The sequence below is a fragment of the Streptomyces sp. NPDC052109 genome (genome assembly GCF_040680195.1).
GTDB lineage: Bacteria > Actinomycetota > Actinomycetes > Streptomycetales > Streptomycetaceae > Streptomyces.
Genome location: NZ_JBFAWF010000023.1, coordinates 86,067 through 108,128 on the forward strand (window position 1 = coordinate 86,067; position 22,062 = coordinate 108,128).

Sequence of the window (22,062 nt, forward strand, 5' to 3'; positions counted from 1 at the left end):
CATGCAAAGCACGCCCCAAGGGAAGGCTACCTGGTCGGCGGTGAACGGTGGCCTGCGCGCGTCCGCTCGGCGGCACCGTCCCGCCCCCGGTCCTTCGGTTTTCGGACACCCCGGTGTCACGCGGGCGGGGAAGGCTCCCCGGGGTTTCGCCCGACCCGCCTCCCCCAGGTCCCCGCCGCAGGGGCCCGCTGCGGAAGGACGACGTCCCCGTGTCCTCACTGTCCCCGTCCCCCTCGCTCTCCGCTCCGCCGTGTCCCCCGACGGCGGATCCGCTCCCCGCCGGGACCGGTGCGCTCCCGGGCACCGGCCCGGAGGCCACCCCCCGGCCCGCGTCCCCCTTCGCGGCCCGGCACATACGCCTGGCCCTGTGCCTGGCTCCGCTGCTGCTGGCCGGCGGCTGGGCCGCCGCCAACCGTCCGGTGATGTACGAGGGGATACGGCGGCTGGTCGCGGCCGACCCGGGGTGGCTGCTGGCCGGGGCCGGTTTCACCTGCCTGAACTGTGTGGCGGCCGCGTGCGTCCGGCAGGGCGCCCTGCCCGACCGGGTGCCGCCGGGGCTGCTGCTGGCCTCGCAGTTCGCCGCCGGTGCCGCCAACCACGCGCTGCCGGGCGGGCTCGGCGCCCATGCCGTCACCCTGCGCTTTCTGCGCGGCCGCGGGGTGCCGCCCGCCCGGGCCACCGCCTCGATCGGGCTGTACTCGCTGGCCAAGTCCGGCGCGAAGACCGTGGTGCTGCTGGCGTTCCTGGCGGCGTCGCCGGCCTGGCGGCGCCTCGGTGATCTGGTCCCGGACGGGCGGGTGGTGGTGCCGGTCGTCTGCGTCGCGGGCGGCGTCCTGGCGGTGGCGGGGGTGCTGCTGACGGTCGTACGGCCGTTGCGGCGGCCGGTGACCGGGCTGCTGCGCTCCGCCCTCGCCGATGCGCGGGAGGTGCACGGCCGGCCCTGCCGGGTGCTCGCCCTGTGGGGCGGGGCGGTCGCGATGCCACTGGTGCAGGGCACCACCCTGGCCTGCGTCGGCGCCGCGCTGGGCCTGGGGCTGCCCTGGACACACGTGGTGCTCGCCTATCTGGCGGCGGGCACGGCCGTCGGCGCGGTCCCGGTGCCGGGCGGGCTGGCCGTCGACGCGGCGCTGGTGTGGACGCTCGTCACCTTCGGCACCGCACCGGCGGTGGCCACCGCCACGGTCATCGGCTACCGGGTGCTGACCGACTGGGTACCGCTGCTGCCGGGCACCCTGCTGCTGTCGGCGCTGATCCGCGCCAAGGTGCTCTGAGCCGACTCCGTCCTCCCGGTGTTGATCAGGCGCCCTCGGCGGTGCCCGTTCCGGGCTGTGCCGCGGTCACTCGCGGCGCGCCACCAGGCGGTAGGCGTTGCACAGGCCGAGGCGGTGGGACAGGCGGCGGATCGCGAAGCGGTCGAGGAGGGTCGCGGTGACGAGCGCGGGCACGCCGGCGAGGAGGAGGGCGGTGCGGGCGGCACGGCGCAGGGCGCCGGGCGGCTCGGGCAGCCAGGGGGCGTCCTCGCGCGGGGCGGTGTGGTCCAGGGCGAGCCAGACCGCGGCGAGCAGGTCGACCGGGTCGTGCGCCTCGGCGTGCTGCTCGCCCACCACCGTGAAGCCCAGCTCGGTCAGCCGTCGCCGGAGGCCGGCGACGGGGACGAAGTGCAGGTGCTGCGGCTGCAGCCAGGGCAGCCACCAGCGGCCGAGCAGCCGGGCGTAGCGACTCTCCGGGTCGGGCACCTCGACGAGGAGGTGGCCTCCGGGGCGTACGGCCCGGTGGGCGGCGCGGAGTTCGCGGTCCGGATCGGTGGTGTGCTCCAGGTAGTGGAACATGCTCACCACGTCGTAGCGGGCGTCGAGTTCGGCGGCGAGTTCCGGGAAGGCACCGCGGTGCGCGTGGTCCACACGGCCTGCGCGGGCGGCGAGTTCGACGCCGTCGGTGAAGTCGAGCCCGTCGAAGGAGGTGTCGGGCAGGACGGTGCGGGCGCTCGCGCAGAAGTGGCCGTGGCCGGTGCCGACGTCCAGCCAGGTCTTCGGGGCGGGATCGTACGGCAGCACGGCCTCGGCGCGGGCCCGGTACATGGCGCCGCGCCCGCCGAAGGTGCCGCTCATGCGCTGTTCACCGAGGCCGTCGTAGAAGTCCCGGTAGTAGAACTCCAGGCCTTCCTCGGTCAGTCGGGGGTTCTGGAAGGTGTGACCGCAGTCGGCGCAGTGGTCGAGGGTGAAGCGGCCCGGCTTGTGCTGGAGCAGGTCGGTGGTGCGCAGGCGAGGGGCGAGCCGGCCGGAGCCGCACCAGGGGCAGTCGGTGCGCCGGGCGGCGAGGAAGCGGTCCGTGCCGGCGGCCAGGTCCCGCTGGTAGGCGGGGCGCAGCGCGGCGACGCGGGCCGTCTTGTCGGTGCGGGCGTTCTCGGTCATCGGCTCTCCGCTGCGAGGTGTTCGAGGTGGGCCGCCGCGGCTCGGGCGCCGCCCGCCGCGCGGAACGCGGCGCGGATCCGGGCGGCGGCGGCCCGGTGGGCGGGGTCGGTGAGGACGGTGTCGAGGGCCGCGCCCAGCCGGTCCGCACGGACCCGGCCGAAGCGGACGCGGACGCCGGCGCCCGCGTCCACGACCTGTCCGGCCACCACGGGCTGATCGTCGCGGATGGGCGCGAGGACGAGCGGGACGCCGTGCCACAGGGCCTCGCACACCGTGTTGTGCCCGGCGTGGCAGACGACGGCGTCCATCCGTTCCAGCAAAGGAAGTTGGGGCACGGACGACAGCACCAGGACGTCCTTGTCATCGCGCGGCACCGCGATGACACCCCCCGGATCGGCGATCACCGCCTGCACACGGTCCGCGCGGTCCCGCAGCGCGGCGAGGCACTCGGTGAGGAACCGGCCGCCCACGTCGGCGTTCACCGTGCCCAGGGTCACCAGGACCTTCGCCCGGCCTTGGTCCAGTCGCCGCCAGGGGAAGCCGGGTCCCGCCGGGCGGCCGGCGAGGGAGGGGCCGACGTAGTGGATGTGCGCCGCCAACGGCGCCTGGGGGCCGATGAGTTCGGGTGTGCTGAAGATCAGCAGGAGGTGCGGCGAGGACCGGGGGTCGGCGGTGCCGGACGGGGCGCCGACGCGGGCGCGCAGCTCGGTCAGGCGCTGCCGCAGCCAGGCGGCGACCCTCGGCAGTCCGTCGTAGGCGCCGGTGAACTCGGCCGAGGTGGTGGCCGAGGTGGCCCACGGCAGCCCGAGGCGTTCGGCCACCAGGGCGCCGGCGAAGGCCTGCTGGTCGGCCACGACCACGTCCGGCCGGAACGCCTCGGCCGCCGCCCGGACGCCGGGCGCCATGGCGTCGGCGAGGGGCAGCAGGTACCACTCCCACAGGAACTTCAGCGACTCCGCGCCCCTCAGGTCCGGCGGCCGTACGACGCCCTCGGCCCCCGGCACCGGGCCCGCGCAGCCGAACACCTCGGCGTCCGCGCCCGCGAGGCGCCGCACCAGCGCCGGGTCGGCGCACGCCCAGGCCACCCGGTGACCCCGTGCGGCCAGCCGGGCGGCGACGCCGACGGCCGGGTTGACGTGCCCGGTCAGCGGTGGCACGACGAAGAGGAAGGCGCTCATGGGACACCCGCCCCGGCACCGATCAGGTCCAGGATGTGCGCGCCGACGGCCGCGGGCGCCTCCACCAGCACCGAGTGCTCGTGCCCGGGCAGCACGACCGCCCGGTAGTCGGTCAGCAGCGCCTCCATCGACGGCACCAGGTCCGCGAGGTCCGACTCGCCGCCGTACACGCCGAGGACCGGGCAGCGTACGGCCCTGATCGCGTCCTCGGTCAGCACCCGGCTGGCGGGGATGTCCCGGCCGAGGGTGGTCTCGCGGGCGAGCCGGGCCGCACCCTTGGCCAGCCGGGCGGTGTTGTGCCCCCGGTGAGCGGTGATCCAGGCGATCGCGTCGGGCTCGTTGTGCGCGAGCTGGGTCATGACCCGGTCGAGGATCCCGCCGAGTTTCAGCGCCCAGGCAGCGGTCGCGGGTTCGGACTCGATCAGCGTCAGGCAGGCCGTACGTTCCGGGTGCCGGGCCGCGTACCCGAAGGCGATGGTGCCGCCGTAGGAGTTCCCGACCAGGTGGACGGGTCCGGCGACACCCAGCCGGTCGAGGAGGGCCTCCAGGTCGTCGATGTTGTGGTCCAGGGTGTAGCCCTCGGGCGGGCGGGCGCTGCGGCCGTGGCCGCGCAGGTCGTACATGATCACGTCGAGTCCGGCGGCGGCGAAGCCCGGGGCGACCGTGAAGTAGTAGCTGGCCAGGCTGTCCGTGAGCAGCCCGTGCACCAGGACGACGGTGGCGCGCGGGCCACGGCCGCCGGCCGGTCCCGTGCGCTGGACGTGCAGCCGGATCCCGCCGGCCTCGACCATGGCCACGGCTCAGCCCGCCTGTGTGGACTTCAGGCTCCACACCACGTACTCCACGAGCCGGCCCACGGTCAGCTCGATGATCTCGTCGAACTCCATTCCGGCCAGGAACTCGGCGAGGTTGACCCGCTGCCCGTACCGCTCCTCCAGCAGCCCGGCCAGGGTGACGAGGTCGATGCTCTCCAGCTCGAGGTCGCGGTTGAAGGTGGTGGACATGCCGATCACCATGTCGTCGTCGCCGTACTCCGCCAGCACCGTGCGGAGCATGCCGGTGACGTCGGCGAGCACGGCGTCGGCGGTGGGCTGCGCCGGGGCCGGCTGGTGCCGGTTGGCCGGGGCCGGCTGGGTGGGGTTCATCGGGGGTACTCCTCGGCTGCTTCGACTGGTTGCTCGCGGTCGGGATGTCCGTGGTCGGGGGGTGCGTCGTCGGCTCCGGGTCCGGTCGTCCAGGCCACCACGTAGGCGCGCTCGGGCAGAGCGGGCGGATTGACCACCGGTGCGCAGTGCGCGGTGTAGACGCGTTCCAGCCGCCCGGAGACCAGCAGCCGGCTGCCGTCGGGTGAGGTCTCCAGCACGGCGAAGTCCCGTGGCCGGCCGCCGAATCCGACACCCTCGGCCTTGGCGACCGCCTCCTTGGCGGCCCAGAAGCGGGTGAACCACACCGCCTCCGCGTCGGCGTCGCCCGCCGAGCGGTCGTGCAGCAGGCGCAGTTCGGCGGGGCCGAGCGCGGTGGTGAGGGTGGTCGGGTCGCGCCGGGCGACCTCTTCGATGTCGATGCCGGGGCCGGGCCGCGGGGTGTGCGGCCGGACGATCGCCACGGCCGCCTCGGCGCGATGGGCGAGCGAGACGTCCAGCGGGGGCAGGGCGCGGCCGTGCACGCCGATGACGTACGGCCGCCCCAACTCATCGTTGCGCACACGCAGTTCCGCCGGGAAGACGGCTCCTTCGCCGTGCCGCCACAACCACTGCCGTACGGCGTCCTTGACCGCGATCCTGCCGACCAGCCACTGCCGGCGGCCGCGCGGCGGGCGTTCGGCGTACTCGACGCGCTCGGTGCCGCCGAGCGAGTTGCGCATGATCAGCTCGCGGGATGCGAGGTCCGGCCACCGCTCGTGCACCAGCGCCCAGCCGCCCGGCATCGCCTCCGACAGGGTGTGGCGCTCGGGGAAGCGTTCGACCGGCCGGGTGGTCGGGTCGTTGTCGAAACGGCGGTCCTGCCAGCCGCCGATCACGGCCCACACCCGGCCGCCGACGGTGAGCTCCGCGTCGGCCTCCAGGACGGTGTCCGTGAGCGAGGTGATCCGCAGCACGCAGCCGACCTCGGTGCCGGGGGCCGGGTGCGGTCCGTGGAACCGCAGATGCCGCATCCGCACGGGGAAGACGACGGTCCGTTCGGTGCGGGTCGCCATGATCCAGTAGCCGAGCAACTGGCCCACGTTGTCCAGCAGCGCGCCGGGGGCCGCGGGCGCGGTGATCACTCCGCGGATGTGCCGCTCGCCGATCGCGGTGAGGTCGGTCAGGCCCTGGAACGCCGGGCCGTGGAACATCCAGCGGTCCCGGTAGAGCTGCGCCGCCGTGTGCTCGGGGCGGCGTTCGGGGACCTCCGGGAGGGGGCTCGGCGGGGGCGGTGCGGGATGATGCGCGGCCAGTTCCACCGTGGCGCGGGCCGTGGGGCCGAAGGCCACGGTGACGCGGTCCGGGTGGCCGGGGGCCGGGGTGACGGTGACCTGTATGTCGCTCGGGGGCGTGGCGGTGAGCCAGCGGTCGAAACGGGCCTCGTGGACGCCGACCGCCCGCAGACCGGGGGCCGCCGCCTCCGCGGCGTCCATCATGTGCCGCACGAGCGTGGTGGCGGGCACCACCGGCCAACGGTCCTCGATGTCCGGCCAGCCGGGGCGTTGCGGGAAGAAGCAGTGGTCGAGGAGGTGGGGCATGGCCTGGGGGGAGACGTGGACGGTGGTTCTCGCGGTGGGGTCGGTTGCGGCGGGCACGGGGGCGGGGGTGGTGGGGGCCGGCGGACGAGCGCGCCGCCCGTTCGCCGCGATCAGCTCTGCCGCCGCCTCTGCGGTCTCCCGCAGCAGGGCGGTGAGTTCGGCGGCCGCCGGGAGGCGCTTCGCGAGGCTGTCCAGTTCACCGAGGTCAGGGCCGACCGGCCGGGTCGCGGACCCGGGATGCGCGGCGGCGGCCGGCGTCGGGTGGTGCGAGGGCGCGGAGCGAACGGGGAACGCGGGAAGAGCGGCCGGTGATGCCAGGGGGCCCGGTGGCGCGGGGGGTGGCGCAGGCGGCTCGCGCCGCAGCTCCGCGCGGAGCGTGTCGAGTACCGGGCCGTCCAGCGAGACGAGGGCGCCGCCGAGGTCGAGCCGGACCCTCGGGCGGCCGGGCTGGGCCGGAGTGGCTGAACCGGTCACTCCGGGCTGCGGCGGCACCGCGGGGCCGGTCGCGGCGGGCGGGGGAACCGCCGGCGCCACGGATGCCCCGGCTGCCCACAACGCCGTTGCCACACGCCGAAGTTGGGGCAACCCGCCGCGTTCGGACGCGTTGGCGGCGACGGCCAGGTGGTCGCGGTCGCCGAGGGTGTCGTCGACCAAGGAGGTGAGCCGGCCGGGACCGGCCTGGACGAACACCCGGTGCCCTTCGGCGTAGAGGGACTCGGTCAGTTCACGGAAGCGGACGGGTTCCAGCAGGTGCCGTACGAACAGCTCGCGGACCGCCGCCTCTGCGTGCGGGAAGGGCGCGGCGGTCGTCCCGGACCACACCGGCACGGTCGGCGGGTGGAGCCGGAAGCGGCCGGCGGCCGACCTGATGGGCGCGAGGTACGGCTGCAGCATCGGCGTGTGGAAGCCGGAGCGGAAGGGCAGGACCTGGCAGATCACCCCCTGCGCGCGCATCGACCGCACGAACTCCTCGACCGCCGTGCCGGGGCCGCAGACCATGGACTGGCGGGGCGCGTTGTCGTGGGACAGCACGATCCCGGAGTCCGCCCAGGACTCGGCGAGCGTGGCGCGGACGTGTGCGGCGGAGGTACCGAGTGCGGCGAAGGCGAGGCCGGGAACGGTGACTGTGTCCGGATCGAACGCGGCCATGAAGGCGTCCACTTGGTCGGCCGAGTACAGTCCGGCCGCCGCCATGGCCGTCCACTCGCCCACGCTGTGTCCGGCGACCGCGTCCGGTACGACTCCCATGCGGCGCAGTGCCTGGTCCAGCAGGCGCCCCACGCCGACGACCCCGGCGCCGTGCCGGCCGACGTCACCCACCCGGACGTCCGTGCCGGGCAGCGGGGGAAGACCGAAGTGGGCGGCGATGTCGTCGGTGCGGGGCGCGAAGTCGCCTTCCAGGCCGGGAAAGAGGAACACCAGCCGGCCACCCGCAGGGCCGAGCAACGGGCCGGGCCGGAACCACACGTCGCTGCGGCCCTGCCAGGCCCGGCCCGTGGCGACGGCACGGCGGGCCAGGGCGAGCCGCTTGGCGGTCGGGTCCACGACCCCGAGCCGGACCGGGCCGGCGTCAGGGTGCGGCCTGGCGGGGTCGAGTCCGGCGGCCAGGAGGGCCGAGTCGTCGGCGGCGAGGAGGGCCATGAGGTCCGCCACGCCGCCGGCGGCGAGCAGCAGGATCCGCTCGGGTTCGCCGACGCGGGCGAGCGCGGACGCGGTCCGAGCAGCGGGCGCCCCGTCCCCCGGCGCACGCTCCCGGGCGGCGCCGGGCAGCGCGGAAGGAGCCCCAACGGCCCCCGCAGACGGGGAACCACCCCGCCCAGCTCCCACCGGTACCGAGGCGACACCCTCGGCCCCCGCCGGCACCGAGGAAGCACCGCTCACCACCCCTGCCGACGCCGGACCGGCCCCCGCTGACGCCGAGCCGGCACCCTCGCCACCCGCCGGTGCCTGCCCCACACGTGCGGCTCGTGCCCGGAAAGGCGGCGTCCAAGACGTCCGCTCCGGGGCCGAACGAGCCCCCGGCGCCTCCTCCAGCACCACATGGGCGTTGATGCCGCCGAAGCCGAAGGCGTTCACGGCGGCTCGGCGGACGGCCCGGCGGGTGTCGGTCTCCCAGGGCCGAGCCCGGTCCAGCGTGCGGAAGCGGGTGGCGGCGAGCGCCGGGTGAGGGGTGTCGCAGTGGAGGGTGGGCAGGAGGGTGCCGTGGTGGAGGGCGAGGGCCGCCTTGACCAGGCCGGCGACCCCGGCGGCCGGCATGGTGTGACCGATCATCGACTTCACCGAGCCGAGGACCGGGCGCAGGTCATGGCCCGGCGGCGCGGGCCCGAACACCTCGGCCAGCGTGGCGAGTTCGGCCGCGTCACCGGCGGGGGTGGCGGTGCCGTGCGCCTCGAGCAGGCCGAGGGAGTCCGGTGCGGCGGGGTCGACTCCGGCGGCCCGCCAGGCCTGCCGTACGGCTCTGGCCTGTCCGCCCGGGTCGGGTGTGACGAGCCCCGCGGTGCGGCCGTCGCTGGCCACACCGGTGCCCCGGATCACCGCGTACACGCGGTCGCCGGCCCGCTCGGCGTCCGCGAGCCGCTTCAGCACGACCACGCCCGTGCCCTCACCGATGAGGATGCCGTCGGCGTCCCGGTGGAAGGGACGGATGCGCTGGGTCGGGGACAGCGCGCGCAGCTGGGCGAAGACGCTCCAGAGGGTGATGTCGTGGCAGTGGTGCACTCCCCCGGCGAGCATCAGGTCGCAGCGGCCGGTGGCGAGTTCGGTGACCGCCTGGTCCACGGCGACGAGTGAGGAGGCGCAGGCCGCGTCCACCGTGTAGGCGGGGCCGCGCAGGTCGAGCCGGTTGGCGATGCGGGAGGCGGCGAGGTTGGGGACCAGGCCGATCGCGGACTCCGGGCGGTCGGGGCCGAGCCGTTCGGTGAATGCCGCGCGGATGCGGTCGAGTTGGCTGGTGGTGAGGTCGGGTAACAACTCACCCAGTGTGCGGGTCAGTTGCCGTGCCGTGCGCACCCGCTGGTCCAGGCGGACCAGGCCCGGAGTGAGATAGCCGCCGCGGCCCAGGGCGACACCGATCCGGTGCCGCTCGGGCAGCCGTCGCTCGCCGCCCGCGTCGGCGAGCGCGGCGGCGGCCACGTCGAGGGCGATCAGCTGGTCGGGCTCGGTGCCGGGTACCGATGCGGGCATGATGCCGTACCGGGTGACGTCCACCTCGGGCGGGCCGTCCACGAACCCGCCGCGCCGGCAGTACACCTGGTCCGGGACGGCGGGCCCGGCGGCCGAGCCGGGCCGGTAGTAGTCGGCGTCCCAGCGGTCCGCGGGGACGTCACGGATCGCGTCGACGCCGTCACGCAGGTTGCGCCAGTAGGCGTCCAGGCCCGAGGCACCGGGCAGCAGCACGGCCATCCCGACGATGGCCACCGGGATGTGACGTTCCGTCATGTCACCAGCCCGACGCGGTGTAGACGACGGCACGGACCGACGGTTCGCCCCAGGCGAGTTCCCTGAGCAGGGCCGCGGTGCCCTCGTCCGGGTCGATCAGCTCGACGCCGCGCCGGGCGTACGCACGGCCGAGTTCCGCGCCGACCATGCCGCCGTGCGTGCCGGTCGGCGCCCAGGGTCCCCAGTGCACGGTCAGCGCGCGGGCCCCCGTCCGGGCGGCCCAGTCGGCGCCGAGCGCAGCCAGGGCGTCGTTGGCTGCGGCGTAGTCGGCCTGGCCGCGGTTGCCGAGGACGGCGGCGACGCTGCCGAAGAGCACGGTGAAGGCCGGCGCTCCCGGCAGGTCGTCCAGGGCGGCGAACAGCGCGGCCGCCCCGGCCGTCTTGGTGCCGTACACCCGCTGGAAGGACTCGGGGGTCTTGTCGGCGATCAGCCGGTCCTCGACGACGCCGGCGGCGAAGACGACTCCGTCCAGGCGGCCGTGTTCGGCGTGGATCTCCTTGACCGCCTGCAGGACGGCGTCCCGGTCCCGGAAGTCCACCGAGCGATAGCGGGCCTCACTGCCGAGTGCGCCGAGTTCGGTGAGGGTGGTGGTGATCTCCCGCTGGGCGAGGATGAGTTCGGCGGCACGGTTGATCTCGGCGGGTCCGGGTGCTCCCGGACCGTTGGCGAGCGCCGCGCGCAGTTCCACGGGGGTACGGGCGGCGGCGGTGCGCGCGTCCTCGGGCGTGCCGGGCGAGGGTGTGCGGCCCAGCAGCTCGATGCGGCAGCGGCAGGCGCCGGCCAGCGTGGCCGCGAACCTCGCGGTGATGCCGCGGGCGCCGCCGACGAGCAGTACGACGGAGTCCCGGTCGAGGCCGAGCGCGAGCGCTTCGGCGGCGCCGTCGCCGGCGGGTCCCGCGCCGCCGGCGGCGAGCGGGCCGAGGGGCGCGGGAACCAGGGCGAGGCCCTGCCGGGCCCCGGCCGCGGTGCGCAGCACGACAGGGGCCGGTTCGGGGGCGCGTACCTCGGCGAGGAGGGCGTCGGCGACGGCCGCGGGGCCCGTGTCCGGCACGGCGACCACGCGCGCGAGCAGGTCCGGGTACTCACGGGCGATGCTGCGGAAGAGCCCGTCCAGGCCGGCCGCCCGCAGTGCGCCGGCGGGGTCGGCGGCACGGAAGGCGAACAGCCGGCGCGGGCCGCGGGCGAGCGCCGCCCGGAGCACCGGGAAGGCGTCCGGCAGCACGGGGAGGTCCGGGCCGGGCAGCGCGCCCAGGTACACGACCCCGTCGACCGGTCCGTCGGCCGCGCCGAGGTGGTGCCCCCGGTCGAGGATCACGGCGTCGGCGCCGTGCCCGGAGAGCCGCGCCGCGATCTCGGCCGCCGCGCCCTCACCGTCCCCGAGCAGGGCGAAACGCCGGCCGGACAGGGTCACGTCGGGGCCGGCGGCCGGGTGCGGGCCGGGCAGCGGTACTGGCCGTGGCTCACATCGCCGGGGCGGCACGCCGAGGGCGGGGGCGGTGTGCGACGACCCGGTAGGCTCCTCGGCCGGACCACTCCCCTCTCCGGTGCGCGCGCCGGCCCGGGCCGTCAGCCAGCCGGTCACCGCGGCCGCCGTACGCGCCTTGGTCAGCTCCTCCAGTTCGGCGTCGTCCAGGACCTCGGCGCCCCCCGCGATGCCCAGGCGTCTGGCCAGCTCGCCCGCTATCTCGGCCCGTTTGATCGAGTCGATGCTGAGGTCCGCCTCCAGGTCGAGATCGGGCTCGATCATGTCGACGGGGTAGCCGGTGCGTTCGCTGATGATCTCCAGGACGGCCCGCGCCACGTCGTCCACCGGCTCCTCCTGGCCGGCCGGTTCGGGCAACTGCGCCGTCGGTGCCTGGGGTTGAGGCAGGGACGCCGGCTGCGGGGCCGGTACGGGTGGCACGGGCGCGGGCGGTGTGCCACCGGGCGTGGCGCCGAAGTAGGCGAGCAGGACGTCGCGCTGGGCGGCGATCATCTCCCGGCTGGTACGCAGGAATTCGGAGATGAGCGCGTCCCGGTCGGCCGGGGCGCCGTACGGCTGGTCGGTGGTCACGGTCGTCTCCACGACTCGTCGGGCCGGTGCGAGGGCACCGGGCAGGAGTGCTCCGTCGGCGGTGCGGACGAGGTGCCCGTCGACCGTCCAGCCGGGTCGCGCGGGCGCCGGGGTGCGCAGCGCGTCGACGGCGTCACGGCCGCGCAGGAGCCAGGCGGTGCGCACGGGCTGCCCGGCGGCGGCGAGTCGGGCGAGGGCGTCGAGCCAGCCGCGCAGGCCGCTGTCGGCCGTGGGTTCGCAGGTGACCGTGCGGTGCGGCCGGTCGCCGAGGATCCGTCCGACCAGCCGGGTGAGGACCGTGCCGGGGCCCGCCTCGACGAAGACGCGCGCGCCGGCCTCGTACATCGCCTCGATCTGGGTGGCGAACGCGACCGGGGCGCCGATCTGGGCGGCGAGTCCGGCGCGCACCTCGTCGGGGTCGGGCGGATAGGGCGCGGCGGTGCGGTTGGCCCAGACGGGGAACTCGGGCGCCCGTACCGTCCTGCCCGCGAGGACCTTGGCGAACCGCTCCCCCGCCGCGGCCACGACCGGGCTGTGGAAGGCGCAGGCCACCGGGATGCGCCGGGCCCCGAGCCCGGCGTCACGCAGCAGCCGTACGGCCGTCTCGACGTCCTGAGTCGGCCCCGAGATCACCGTCTGGTCGGGTGAGTTGACGTTGGCGACGACGACCGTCGCGGGTGCCCCGGCCGCCTGCAGGGTGTGTACGACGGTCTCGGCGGGGGCGCCGACGGCGGCCATGGTGCCGGGGTCGGCGCCCGCCGCCGCCAGTATCGCGCCGGCCCGCTCGGCGCTCAGCTCCAGCAGCGTCCCGGGGTCGAGGGCACCGGCCGCGGCGAGGGCGACGAGCTCGCCGTAGCTGTGCCCGGCGGCCTGGTCGGGGTGGACGCCGGCAGAGGTGAGGAACGCGTGCGCTGCGAGACCGGTGATGCCGAGGGCGGGCTGCGCGACCCGGGTGTCGGTGAGGGCGGCCCGGCGGCGCTCGTGGGCTGCGTCGTCGAAGGCGGCCGGCGGATGGACGGTGTCGGCGTGCGCGCGGCCCAGGTCCAGGTAGTGCCGCAGCTCGGGGAGGTGGACCAGGAGGTCGGCGAGCATGCCCGGGCGCTGGCTGCCCTGGCCGGGGAAGAGGAAGGCGATCTGGCCCGCCACGGGGTCCGCCACATGGATCCCTGCGGCCGGGTCGTGTTCCCCGGCGAGGAGCCGCCGTAGCTGCCCGGTCAGTTCCCCGGTGTCACGGGAGACGACCGCGGCCCGTACCGGTTCGAGGGAGGTGTCGGCGCGGTGGGCCGCGGCGAGGGCGAGGTCGCGCAGGCGCCAGGGACGGCCGTCGGACTCGGCGGCACGGAGGATCTCCCGGGCCCGCTGGTGGGCGGCCGCCGTGTCCCGGCCCCGGAAGAGGAACAGCTCGGCCGGCCAGGCGTCCAGGGTCTGCCGGGGCGGCACGGCTCCGGCGTGAGCGGCCAGCACGGCATGGAAGTTGGTGCCACCGAAGCCGAACGCGCTGACGCCGGCGAGGCGTTCGGCGGCCGGTGCCGCCCAGGGCCGGGCGCGGGTGTGGAAGACGAACGGGCTGTCGTCCTCGGCCCAGGCCGGGTTGGGCCGCTCCAGATGCAGGGTGGGCGGGGTGATCCCGGTGTACAGCGCGAGGGCGGTCTTGATCAGGCCCGCGAGTCCGGCGGCGCACTTGGTGTGCCCGATCTGCGACTTGACCGAGCCGAGCGCACAGCCGCCCGTGGTGGCGCCCGCCTCGGCGAACACCTGTGACAGCACGGTGAGTTCGGTGCGGTCGCCGACGACGGTGCCGGTGCCGTGCGCCTCGACGAGGCCGACGTCCGCGGGTGAGACACCCGCGTTGCGGTAGGCCCGCTCCAGTGCCGCCCGCTGGCCTTCGGGGCGGGGGGCGGTCAGGCCGAGGGAGCGGCCGTCGCTCGCGGAGCCGAGGCCCTTGACCACGCCGTAGACCCGGTCGCCGTCGCGTTCGGCGTCCGCGAGCCTCTTGAGGACCACGCAGGCCACGCCCTCACCGAGGGCGATGCCGTCCGCCGAGGAGTCGAAGGCGCGGGAGCGTCCGGTCGGGGAGAGTGCGTGGACGGAGGAGAACAGGACGAAGTCGTTGATGCCGTTGTGCAGGTCGGCGCCGCCGCACAGCACGAGGTCGCTGGTGCCGGAGACGAGTTCCTTGCAGGCCACGTCCAGGGCGGCGAGGGAGGAGGCGCAGGCCGCGTCGACGGTGAAGTTCGCGCCGCCGAGGTCGAGCCGGTTGGCGATCCGGCCGGAGATGACGTTGGCGAGCATGCCGGGGAAGGAGTCCTCGGTCAGCCGGGGCAGCTGCCCCTCGATGCCGTCGGGGACCCGGCCGTAGTAGGACGGCAGGACGGCCCGCAGGGTGACGGCGTTGGACAGGTCGCTGCCCGCCTCGGCGCCGAAGACGACGGAGGTCCGCGAGCGGTCGAACTCCCGCCCCTGTTCGCCGTATCCGGCGTCCTCCAGCGCCCGCCGGGCCGCCTCCAGGGACAGCAGCTGGACGGGTTCGATGCTGCCGAGGGAGGCCGGCGGGATGCCGTAGCGCAGCGGGTCGAAGGGAATGCGGGGCAGGAAGCCGCCCCACTTGGACGCCGTCGTGCCGGCCGTGTGGTGCACGGCGGGGTCCCAGCGCTCGGGCGGGACCTCGGTGACGGCGTCGCTTCCGGTGACGACGGTGGCCCAGAAGGCGGTGAGGTCGGGCGCCTCGGGGAACATGCAGGCCATGCCGACGATCGCGATGTCCAGCGGTACGGGCGGCACGGGTGCGGCCGCGGCGGCCCGGCTCGGGTGTGCGGCGCGCCGGGTCAGGAAGTCGGCGGCGCCGTCCGTCACGGAGTGGTGCAGATCGGCCAGGGTGGTGGTCTCCGAGCGCAGGACGGCGACCTCGCCGGCCATGAACATCCCGTCCGCGAACTGCCTTTCCTCGTCGATGTCCGCCAACTCGCCGTCGGGGCCGCGCTCGACGCCCTTGCTGGCGATGCGCAGCCGGCCCACGTTGAGCCGTTCCAGGCTCTCCCAGGTCTCGCGGTCGGGCAGCCCCTGCGCCCGCAGGGCGGCCTCCCGGGCGCGGTAGCCGGCGGTGAAGGGGCTCGGGACGCAGCGGGTGGCGTGGCCGGGGGCGGTCTCCAGCAGGGCGGTCGCGGTGGCGGCGAGCACCTGCCGCTGGAAGAGCGGCCGGATGGCGCCGTGCGCGACGGCCTCCTCGGTGAACAGATAGGCGGTGCCCATGAGCACGCCGACGGCGGCGCCCCGGACGGTGAGCGGCGCGGCCAGGGCCGCGACCATCGCCGCCGACCGCTCGTCGTGGACGCCGCCGGCGAAGAACACCTCCAGCCGCCGGGCCTCGGCCTCGTCGCCTTCGGCCAGGAAGTCTTCGAGTACGGCGAGTTGGGCCTCCCAGAGCGGGAAGGAGGCCCGCGGTCCCACATGCCCGCCGCACTCGGACCCCTCGAACACGAACCGCCGCGCGCCGGCCTCCAGGAACTGCCGCAGCAGCCCCGGAGAGGGGACGTGCAGGAAGGTCCGGATCCCGGCCCGCTCCAGCGCCTGCGCCTGGGCGGGCCGTCCGCCCGCGATGACCGCGTGCGTGGGCCGCAGCTCCCGTACCGCTTCCAGCTGGGCGCTCCTGATGTCCTCGGGCGCGAAGCCGAGCACGCCGACGCCCCAGGGCCGACCGTCCAGCACGGTCCGCGCCTCGGTGAGCATCGACCGGGTCCGCTCGCCGTCGGCGAGGGCCAGCGCCAGGAACGGCAGCGCCCCGTCCGCGGCCACGGCGGCGGCGAAGCCGGCCTGGTCGCTCACCCGGGTCATGGGTCCCTGTGCGACGGGCAGCCGGGTGCCGAGCGCCCGGCTCATGGCCGAGCCGGGTCGCAGGGCGGACGCGGGGGCGCCGTCGGCCACGCCATGCCGCGCCGTCGCTGCGGGGCCGTCGTCGTCCGCGCCGTGCGACGTCGCCGATGCGGGGCCGCCATCGTCCGGACCGCGCTGGGCCGTCGCTGCCGGACCCTCGTCACCCGCACCGCACGACCCCGTCGCTGCCGGGCCACCATCGGCGACGCCCTGGCACGCCGCCGATGCCGGACCGCCGTCGGCCACCGCGCGCATCGCCGCCGACACCTCCCGCACCGACCGCCGTACGTCCCCGTACCGCTCGGCGAACCGTGCGGCGAGGAACCCGTCCTGGCCCACCGGCAGCAGTCCGCCGCGCGGATCGCCGGTGCCCGGCAGGGACGCGACGGCCTCGGGGGCGTCGGCCGGCGGGCGCGGGGCGTGCGGCCCCCGGCGCCGCAGTACGCGGTGACCGCCCAGCACCACGGTCTCCGAGCCGTCCAGGGAGCGCAGCGGCGCGCGGACCGTCTCGGGCAGACCCGACTCGGCGAGCAGGGCGAGCTGGCTGTCGAGCACCACACCGGCGGCACCACCGGCCAGGGCGGCCGCCGCCGTGCGCGGGCCGATGCCGCCGCAGGCCCAGACCGGTACGCGGCTCGACTCCTCGTCGGCGAGCAGCTGCTGCAGCAGCACGAAGGTGCTCAGCTCGCCGACCCGGCCGCCGCTCTCAGCACCCCGGGCGATCAGCCCCCGGGCGCCGGCACATACGGCCGCGCGTGCCTGCCCGAGATCCGTGACCTCCGCCAACACGCGCCAGTGGGACGGCAGTTCGGGGACGGCCCAGGTCGCGTCCGGGGTGAGGACCACGGTGTCGGGGGCGTCGCCGACATCGGCGGGGGTCAGGACGCAGCGCCCGGTCACGCGTACGCCGAAGGGCGCCGGAGCGGCCCGTACCAGCCGGGACAGCTGTTCCCGGGATCTTCGGTCGCCGGTGCCCAGGTCGAGGATGCCGAGCGCGCCGGCGGCGCAGGCGGCGGCGGTGAGGCCGGCGTCGGGCTCTCCGAAGGGGGTGAGGCACAGGACGAGGTCGTGGGGACGCACAGGCGAGGTCATGATGCTCCGGCACGATCGGCGAGACAGCACGGTGGGGGGTGTGCGGGCGGAACGCTCTGGTGCGAGGGCACCGGAAACTAGCCCCGGGCTACTCACGGGTCAATAACGACGCGCCCTTTTCGCGGCCGGTGACATCGATTCGGCCAGCGCACCGAATTCCCCGCAAGAACCGGAAAACGCGGTCATTCCCCTCACGGGCACGGGCGCGGGACCCCTCGGGTCCACGCGCCCCCACCACCACAAACCCGGCGAAGCGCTCGCCTGCTTCACCGTGCACTCATCCCGCGGCAACGCGCCGGGACATTTCCGGGACGTCTGTAAATTCCGCATGACGCCGGGGCCGTGACTCGAACCCGGTCGGGCCCCCGGAAGACATTCCGCGGCGCGTCAGCCGTGCAGCGTCTGCACGGCCGCCGGCAGCGCGGCGACGGCATCGGTGACCGTACGGGCGGCCGCGCCCACGGCCTGGCCGGCGACCTCGTCGGCCACCGCCGGCAGAGCGCCGTGTGCCGCGCTCACGACGTCGCCGGGCGGCGCGGGCCGGGTCGACCGCCGGTCGCGCCCGGCACGGACCTGAGCGATCCGGGTCTCGTTCGCCTCCCCGGAAACCCCCGGCTTCCCTGAATTCCCGGGCCCTCCCGGCCGGACGCCATCGCCCTCCGGCCCTCCGGGCGAGGTGTCCCCGTACGGCGGCCCGGCGGCATCCCCTCCCGGCTCCCCCGACCGCCATCCCCCGGGGGTGTCCGTCCCCTCCGGACCACCGGGACCGCCCGGACCACCGGGACCGCCCAGGGCGTAGGGGACGTCACCGGCTTCCGGGGCGCCCGGTCCGCGTGGCGCCAGGTCGGGCCGCCCTGCCCCGCCCGTTCCCGGTTCCAGCACCCAGCGCTGCTCCGGTGAACCGTCGCGCGGCACCAGCCGCACCCGTACGGACGAGCCTCCGGAGCCCGGAGCGAGCGCCATGTCCTCGTCCGTGCGCGGCAGGATCTCGCCGCGCACGGTGAAGTCGTACGCCACCTCTCCGGCGTGCACGACGCAGCCGGCCAGTGCGGCGTTCTTCGTGCCGGGGTCGGCGGCCAGGCACAGGGACGGGTCGGCGGCGCTGCGCAGCAGCCCGTCGTCCTGGTACGACCACTGCTGTGTGGCGGCGGACGAGCACGGTGCGAGCAGGACGCCCGCGCCCGCCTCGGCGGTGCCCCCGCTGACGTCCAGGCAGCGCCCTGAGGCGAGGCCGCGCAGGCTGCCGTGGGCGACTTCGACGGGTTCGCCGACGGAGGCCGCCGAGGGGGAGCCGGCGGCCCGGGTACCGGTGCCGACCGGCCGGGTGGTGTGGCCGGCGGGGGCGCCCCAGGTGGCACCGGGCGCCGGCACACCGTTGTCGTCGGACCAGCTTCTGGCCACCAGCACCGTGGCGAGCAGCACGAGCGAGGTCAGGCCGACGCCGACGGCCAGGGCCGTGCGGTGGCGGTCGCCGGGCCGCGTGCGGTGCCTGCCGCCGGCTCCCGCTCCCGTCGGGTCGGACGGCACGGCGGGCTCCGGTTCCTCGCCGGCGCCGCGACCGGGGCGGGAGTCGAGATAGCGGCGCGCCCCCCAGCCGAGGACGGCCTCGGCGAGCAGGAGGCCGAGGCCATCGTCGGACAGCCCGAAGGTCTCCGCGGCGTGCCGGCACCACGCACACCTCGTCAGGTGCTGCCGGACATCCGGCAGCAGGACGCCTCCGCGGCGCAGGGGGACGTCGAGGAGCCGGTTGTAGAAGCGGCATTCCTGGGTGGGCGCGAGTTCCCGGTGGGCACGCACACACCCCGTCCGGAATTGCTCACGCGCCTGTTCCAGGACGGTCGTCGCGGTGGCCGGGTCGATGCCCAGCAGACCAGCGGGTATGTTTATGGGTTCCGCTTCGACCTCGGTGTGCCACAGAAGGCATTGCGAGGCGCCGGGAAGTGGCCGGAACGCGCGTTCGGCGAGTTGTCGCCTTTCCGGCGTTCCGGGCTTGGTCGCACGCAGTCCGCGGCCGCCGGTGGTTCTGCGCAATTCCGGCAGTGTCGCGCAGGCCGTGTCGTCCGTCGCCCAGGCGCGGACGGTGTCGCGGACGGCGACCAGCAGCTGCGGGCGCAGGGCACCGCCGACCGCTCCGGCCGCCGTACGGCCGAGGACCTCGTGGAAGGCGGCGGTGGCCACGAGGTGGGCGGTGGGTCCCGCGGTGGCCAGGCAGACGATGGCGTAGTCGCGGGCGGCCGACCAGTGGCGGGCCAGCAGCAGGGCGACGCAGTGATGGCGGACGTGGTGCGGGCCGCCGAGCCGGGCGGCGAGATCACGGTCGGACTCCCCGGGCGAACCGGGCAGCGGCGGATAGGGCGGGCGTGGGGGGTGAGGGGGCTGCACGGGACATTTCCTTTCCAGCCGCAGGACAGCACGTGAAATGCCGTCCTGTCGGAAAGCAGTGCCAGGTTGATGCATACCTAAAGGGCCGGCCGTGGCGTTTGACGCCCGCCTTTGCCCTCCCGCGGGGAGGCTCACTTTCGCACACGCCGCTCACGGGAAACAAGAAGTACGATTGACGCGACCTCAAACTCGGCGCATTACACGACAGTTACCGCCGGTATCACTTCCACAGCCGGTTCCCATGTTTCTCCGGGCGCGCTCTCGTCCGGGTCCGCCGGCATGGGCCGCATGATCGCCCCCCACACGACAGCGAGCCCTGTCCGCCCCCGGACGATCCGCAAGGCGGCCGTGCCGGCCGCCGGGCTCGGCACCCGGTTCCTGCCCGCCCCCAAGGCCACCCCGAAGGAGATGCTGCCGGTCGCCGACAAGCCCGCGATCCAGGATGTCGTCCAGGCCGGCCGCGGCCCGCCTGGACGACATCCTGTTGGTGACCAACCGTCACAAGCGGGCCATCGAGGACCACTTCGACCACGCCTTCGAGCTGGAGCAGGCGCCGGCGGCCAAGGGCGACACCGTACGCCTGGACGCCGTACGCGATCCGTCCCGGCTCGCCGACATCCACCACATCCGTCAGGGCGACCCGCTCGGCCTCGGTCACGCCGTGCTGTGCGCCCGTCAGCACGTCGGGGATCAGCCCTTCGCGGTCCTTCTCGGCGACGATCCGATCGACGCGCGCGAGACCCTGCTCAGCCGCATGCTCCAGGCCTGCGAGCGCTGCGGGGGCAGCGTGGTGGCGCTGATGGAGGTCGAACCGGAGCAGATCCACCGCTACGGCTGTGCGGCGGTGGAGCCGGGCGGCGAGGACGACGTGGTGCGGGTGACCGGGCTGGTGGAGAAGCCGGCGCCGGGGACCGCACCGAGCCGGTACGCGGTCATCGGCCGCTACGTCCTCGACCCGGCGGTGTTCGACGCCCTGGAGCGCACCCCTCCGGGCCGCGGCGGCGAGATCCAGCCGACCGACGCCCTCCAGGAGCCGGCGGCGGGCGGCACCGTGCACGGCGTCCTCTTCCGCGGTCTGCGCTGCGACACCGGCGACAAGGCCGACTGTCTGCGCACGGCGGTCCGCCTGGCCTGCGCCCGCCCGGATCTCGGCCCCGCATTCACCGGATGGCTCAAGGAGTTCGTGGCAAGTCTGGAGGACGGCGGGGCCGGGAGCGGGGAGGGCCGCCGGGCCGCGTAGAGAGGATCGGCACACGAACGCGTCCCGCAGCGGGACGCACGGGCAGGGTGCCCCTCGACCGCGGCCCCCAACCGTCGGCAGTTCCCTAGCTGTTGGGGCGCAGCGTCCAGACGACGGTCATCTCACCCGTCACGGCGCCGTCCGCGCGCCGGATCTCGATCGGCACGGGGAACTCGGGACGCTGCCCGGCGTCCAGCTCGGCGACGACCTCGGCGGCCGGGCGGCCCAGCGTGGCGGTCGCGGTGACGGCGCCCATCGCCAGCTTCCTGTAGGCGATGTCGGCGCGCACGGCGAGCGGCACGGCGCGCGCGAGCTGGTCCCCGAAGGCGGCCAGCACGATGGCTCCGCTGGCCGACTCCCCGAGCGTGAACATCGCGCCGGCATGCGGCCCGCCCACATGGTTGTGATACGCGCTCTGGTCCGGCAGGGACACCACGGCCCGGTCGGCGCTGGTCTCCACGAACTCGAGGTTCAGGGTCCGGGCCATGGGCACGGTGGCGGCGAGCATCTCGCCGATCGACATCTGGTCTGCGCTCATGGCGTCATGTTACTCACGAGTAGTCGAACCTGGCCAGCACCGCGGCCCCACCCGTTGCCTTTCGCTACGCCCCTGACGAGGACCGGTGACCGAACCGTGTCCTCGGCCGCACTAGGGTTACTCGCCATGTGGCCAGATCAGCAGCCGCCAGGGGGCGCGCCGAACCCGCAGCACAACCCGTACCAGCAGCCGGGTTACCAGCAGCCGAACCCGTACCAGCAGCCCGGATACCAGCAGTATCCGCAGGCCGGCCCGTACGGTCAGCGGCCGCAGTGGGGGCAGCCGCAGCCGCCCACCGTGCCCGTCCCGCAGCCTCCGCAGGGCGGCGGTGGGCGCACGAAGCTGATCGCGATCCTCGCGGCCACGGCGGTCGTGGTCGCCGCCGCCGTGACCGGCTATCTCGTCCTCGGCGGAAAGGGCGGCAAGGACGACGAGGCCGACGGCAAGGGCGGGCAGCACGCGAGCCAGTCGCCGTCCGCCCCGCCCACGCCCACCTCGTCCGTGACCGACGACCCGCGCGGCACCTCGACGGAGAAGCCGACCATCGCCGGCTGGAAGGTCGTCGTGAACTCCAAGTGGGGTGTCGCCTTCGACGTGCCTGCGGACTGGGAGGTGCAGTCCCCCGGCCTCGGCATCGGCTTCGACTTCCCGAAGACCGAGAAGGACAAGGGCATCGTCATGTCGGGCGTCGCCGAGTACAGGTCGACGTGGTGCACCTCCGACGACGACAAGGACGGCCGAACCGACGACACCGCGCTGGGGGCCATGGGCGTCAAGGGCGCCAGCGGTGCCAAGGACACGGACGAGATCGCGATCAACACGCCGGCCTGGTGGGTCTACGGCGGCTACACCCAGCCCGACAAGAAGAGCATCTCCTGGGACAAGAAGGCCCACCCCTTCACCACCACGTCGGGCGTCAAGGGCAGCTACGGATGGGCCCAGTCGAGTCACACGCCGAAGAAGGGCAAGTGCGTCACCGACGGCAAGGCGCTCACCTTCGGCTTCCAGAACGCGGCCCACGACTTCGTGTCGTTCGACTTCTACGGGGCCACGGGCGTGAACGGCGAGGTGCCCAGGGCGACCGTCATGAAGATCCTCGGCACGGTCCGGCTGCACGGAATGCCGACGAACGACTGAG

At 75.2% G+C, this 22,062-nt stretch carries 10 protein-coding genes and 1 pseudogene; 3 read left to right on the top strand and 8 right to left on the bottom strand.

Annotated features, from left to right (window positions below; translation table 11 throughout):
• The first annotated feature begins 209 nt into the window (after positions 1–209).
• Complete coding sequence (locus AB0L59_RS33965; RefSeq protein ID WP_365590504.1) at positions 210–1,271, top strand: lysylphosphatidylglycerol synthase transmembrane domain-containing protein; 1,062 nt, start codon at positions 210–212, stop codon at positions 1,269–1,271.
• A gap of 66 nt (positions 1,272–1,337) precedes the next feature.
• Here the strand turns inward: AB0L59_RS33965 and AB0L59_RS33970 are convergent, their stop codons facing one another.
• The 7 genes from AB0L59_RS33970 to AB0L59_RS34000 all read right to left on the bottom strand — a co-directional run bounded on the left by AB0L59_RS33970 (position 1,338) and on the right by AB0L59_RS34000 (position 19,146).
• Positions 1,338–2,411: a class I SAM-dependent methyltransferase gene (locus AB0L59_RS33970; RefSeq protein ID WP_365590505.1), complete on the bottom strand. Its 1,074-nt coding sequence runs from the start codon at positions 2,409–2,411 to the stop codon at positions 1,338–1,340.
• Positions 2,408–3,589 carry a glycosyltransferase gene (locus AB0L59_RS33975; RefSeq protein WP_365590506.1) on the bottom strand — a complete coding sequence of 394 codons (1,182 nt, stop codon included), beginning with the start codon at positions 3,587–3,589 and terminating at the stop codon, positions 2,408–2,410. Before AB0L59_RS33975 ends, AB0L59_RS33970 begins: the two co-directional genes overlap by 4 nt.
• Positions 3,586–4,386, bottom strand: a complete 801-nt coding sequence (locus tag AB0L59_RS33980) for an alpha/beta fold hydrolase (RefSeq protein WP_365590507.1) — start codon at positions 4,384–4,386, stop codon at positions 3,586–3,588. The genes AB0L59_RS33975 and AB0L59_RS33980 overlap by 4 nt, the downstream gene beginning before the upstream one ends.
• Positions 4,387–4,389: 3 nt before the next feature.
• On the bottom strand, positions 4,390–4,644 hold the full coding sequence (locus AB0L59_RS33985; RefSeq protein ID WP_365590553.1) for an acyl carrier protein: 255 nt from the start codon (positions 4,642–4,644) through the stop codon (positions 4,390–4,392).
• 86 nt (positions 4,645–4,730) lie between these two features.
• Positions 4,731–9,749, bottom strand: a complete 5,019-nt coding sequence (locus AB0L59_RS33990) for a beta-ketoacyl synthase N-terminal-like domain-containing protein (protein ID WP_365590508.1) — start codon at positions 9,747–9,749, stop codon at positions 4,731–4,733.
• Between the two features lies 1 nt (position 9,750).
• Positions 9,751–16,764 carry an SDR family NAD(P)-dependent oxidoreductase gene (locus tag AB0L59_RS33995; RefSeq protein WP_365590509.1) on the bottom strand — a complete coding sequence of 2,338 codons (7,014 nt, stop codon included), beginning with the start codon at positions 16,762–16,764 and terminating at the stop codon, positions 9,751–9,753.
• 387 nt (positions 16,765–17,151) lie between these two features.
• Positions 17,152–19,146: an RICIN domain-containing protein gene (locus tag AB0L59_RS34000; protein WP_365590510.1), complete on the bottom strand. Its 1,995-nt coding sequence runs from the start codon at positions 19,144–19,146 to the stop codon at positions 17,152–17,154.
• 288 nt (positions 19,147–19,434) lie between these two features.
• On the opposite strand from AB0L59_RS34000, the pseudogene AB0L59_RS34005 reads away from it, so the two are divergent.
• A pseudogene (locus AB0L59_RS34005) lies at positions 19,435–20,386 on the top strand (UTP--glucose-1-phosphate uridylyltransferase).
• An 85-nt stretch (positions 20,387–20,471) separates the two neighbouring features.
• Here the strand turns inward: AB0L59_RS34005 and AB0L59_RS34010 are convergent.
• Positions 20,472–20,924 (bottom strand): DUF4442 domain-containing protein, encoded by a 453-nt coding sequence (locus AB0L59_RS34010; RefSeq protein ID WP_365590511.1) that lies wholly within the window; start codon positions 20,922–20,924, stop codon positions 20,472–20,474.
• A 126-nt stretch (positions 20,925–21,050) separates the two neighbouring features.
• Between AB0L59_RS34010 and AB0L59_RS34015 the strand changes: the two genes are divergently transcribed.
• A complete protein-coding gene (locus tag AB0L59_RS34015; RefSeq protein ID WP_365590512.1) occupies positions 21,051–22,061 on the top strand; it encodes a hypothetical protein in 1,011 nt (336 codons plus the stop codon).
• Position 22,062: the final 1 nt, after the last annotated feature.

What these genes read in the sequence shown, in the direction of transcription:
- AB0L59_RS33975 (WP_365590506.1), bottom strand. Translation starts at nt 3,589, where the DNA reads ATGAGCGCCTTCCTCTTCGTCGTGCCACCGCTGACCGGGCACGTCAAC.
- AB0L59_RS33985 (WP_365590553.1), bottom strand. Translation starts at nt 4,644, where the DNA reads ATGCTCCGCACGGTGCTGGCGGAGTACGGCGACGACGACATGGTGATC.
- AB0L59_RS34015 (WP_365590512.1), top strand. Translation starts at nt 21,051, where the DNA reads ATGTGGCCAGATCAGCAGCCGCCAGGGGGCGCGCCGAACCCGCAGCAC.
- AB0L59_RS33970 (WP_365590505.1), bottom strand. Translation starts at nt 2,411, where the DNA reads ATGACCGAGAACGCCCGCACCGACAAGACGGCCCGCGTCGCCGCGCTG.
- AB0L59_RS34010 (WP_365590511.1), bottom strand. Translation starts at nt 20,924, where the DNA reads ATGAGCGCAGACCAGATGTCGATCGGCGAGATGCTCGCCGCCACCGTG.
- AB0L59_RS33990 (WP_365590508.1), bottom strand. Translation starts at nt 9,749, where the DNA reads ATGACGGAACGTCACATCCCGGTGGCCATCGTCGGGATGGCCGTGCTG.
- AB0L59_RS33995 (WP_365590509.1), bottom strand. Translation starts at nt 16,764, where the DNA reads ATGACCTCGCCTGTGCGTCCCCACGACCTCGTCCTGTGCCTCACCCCC.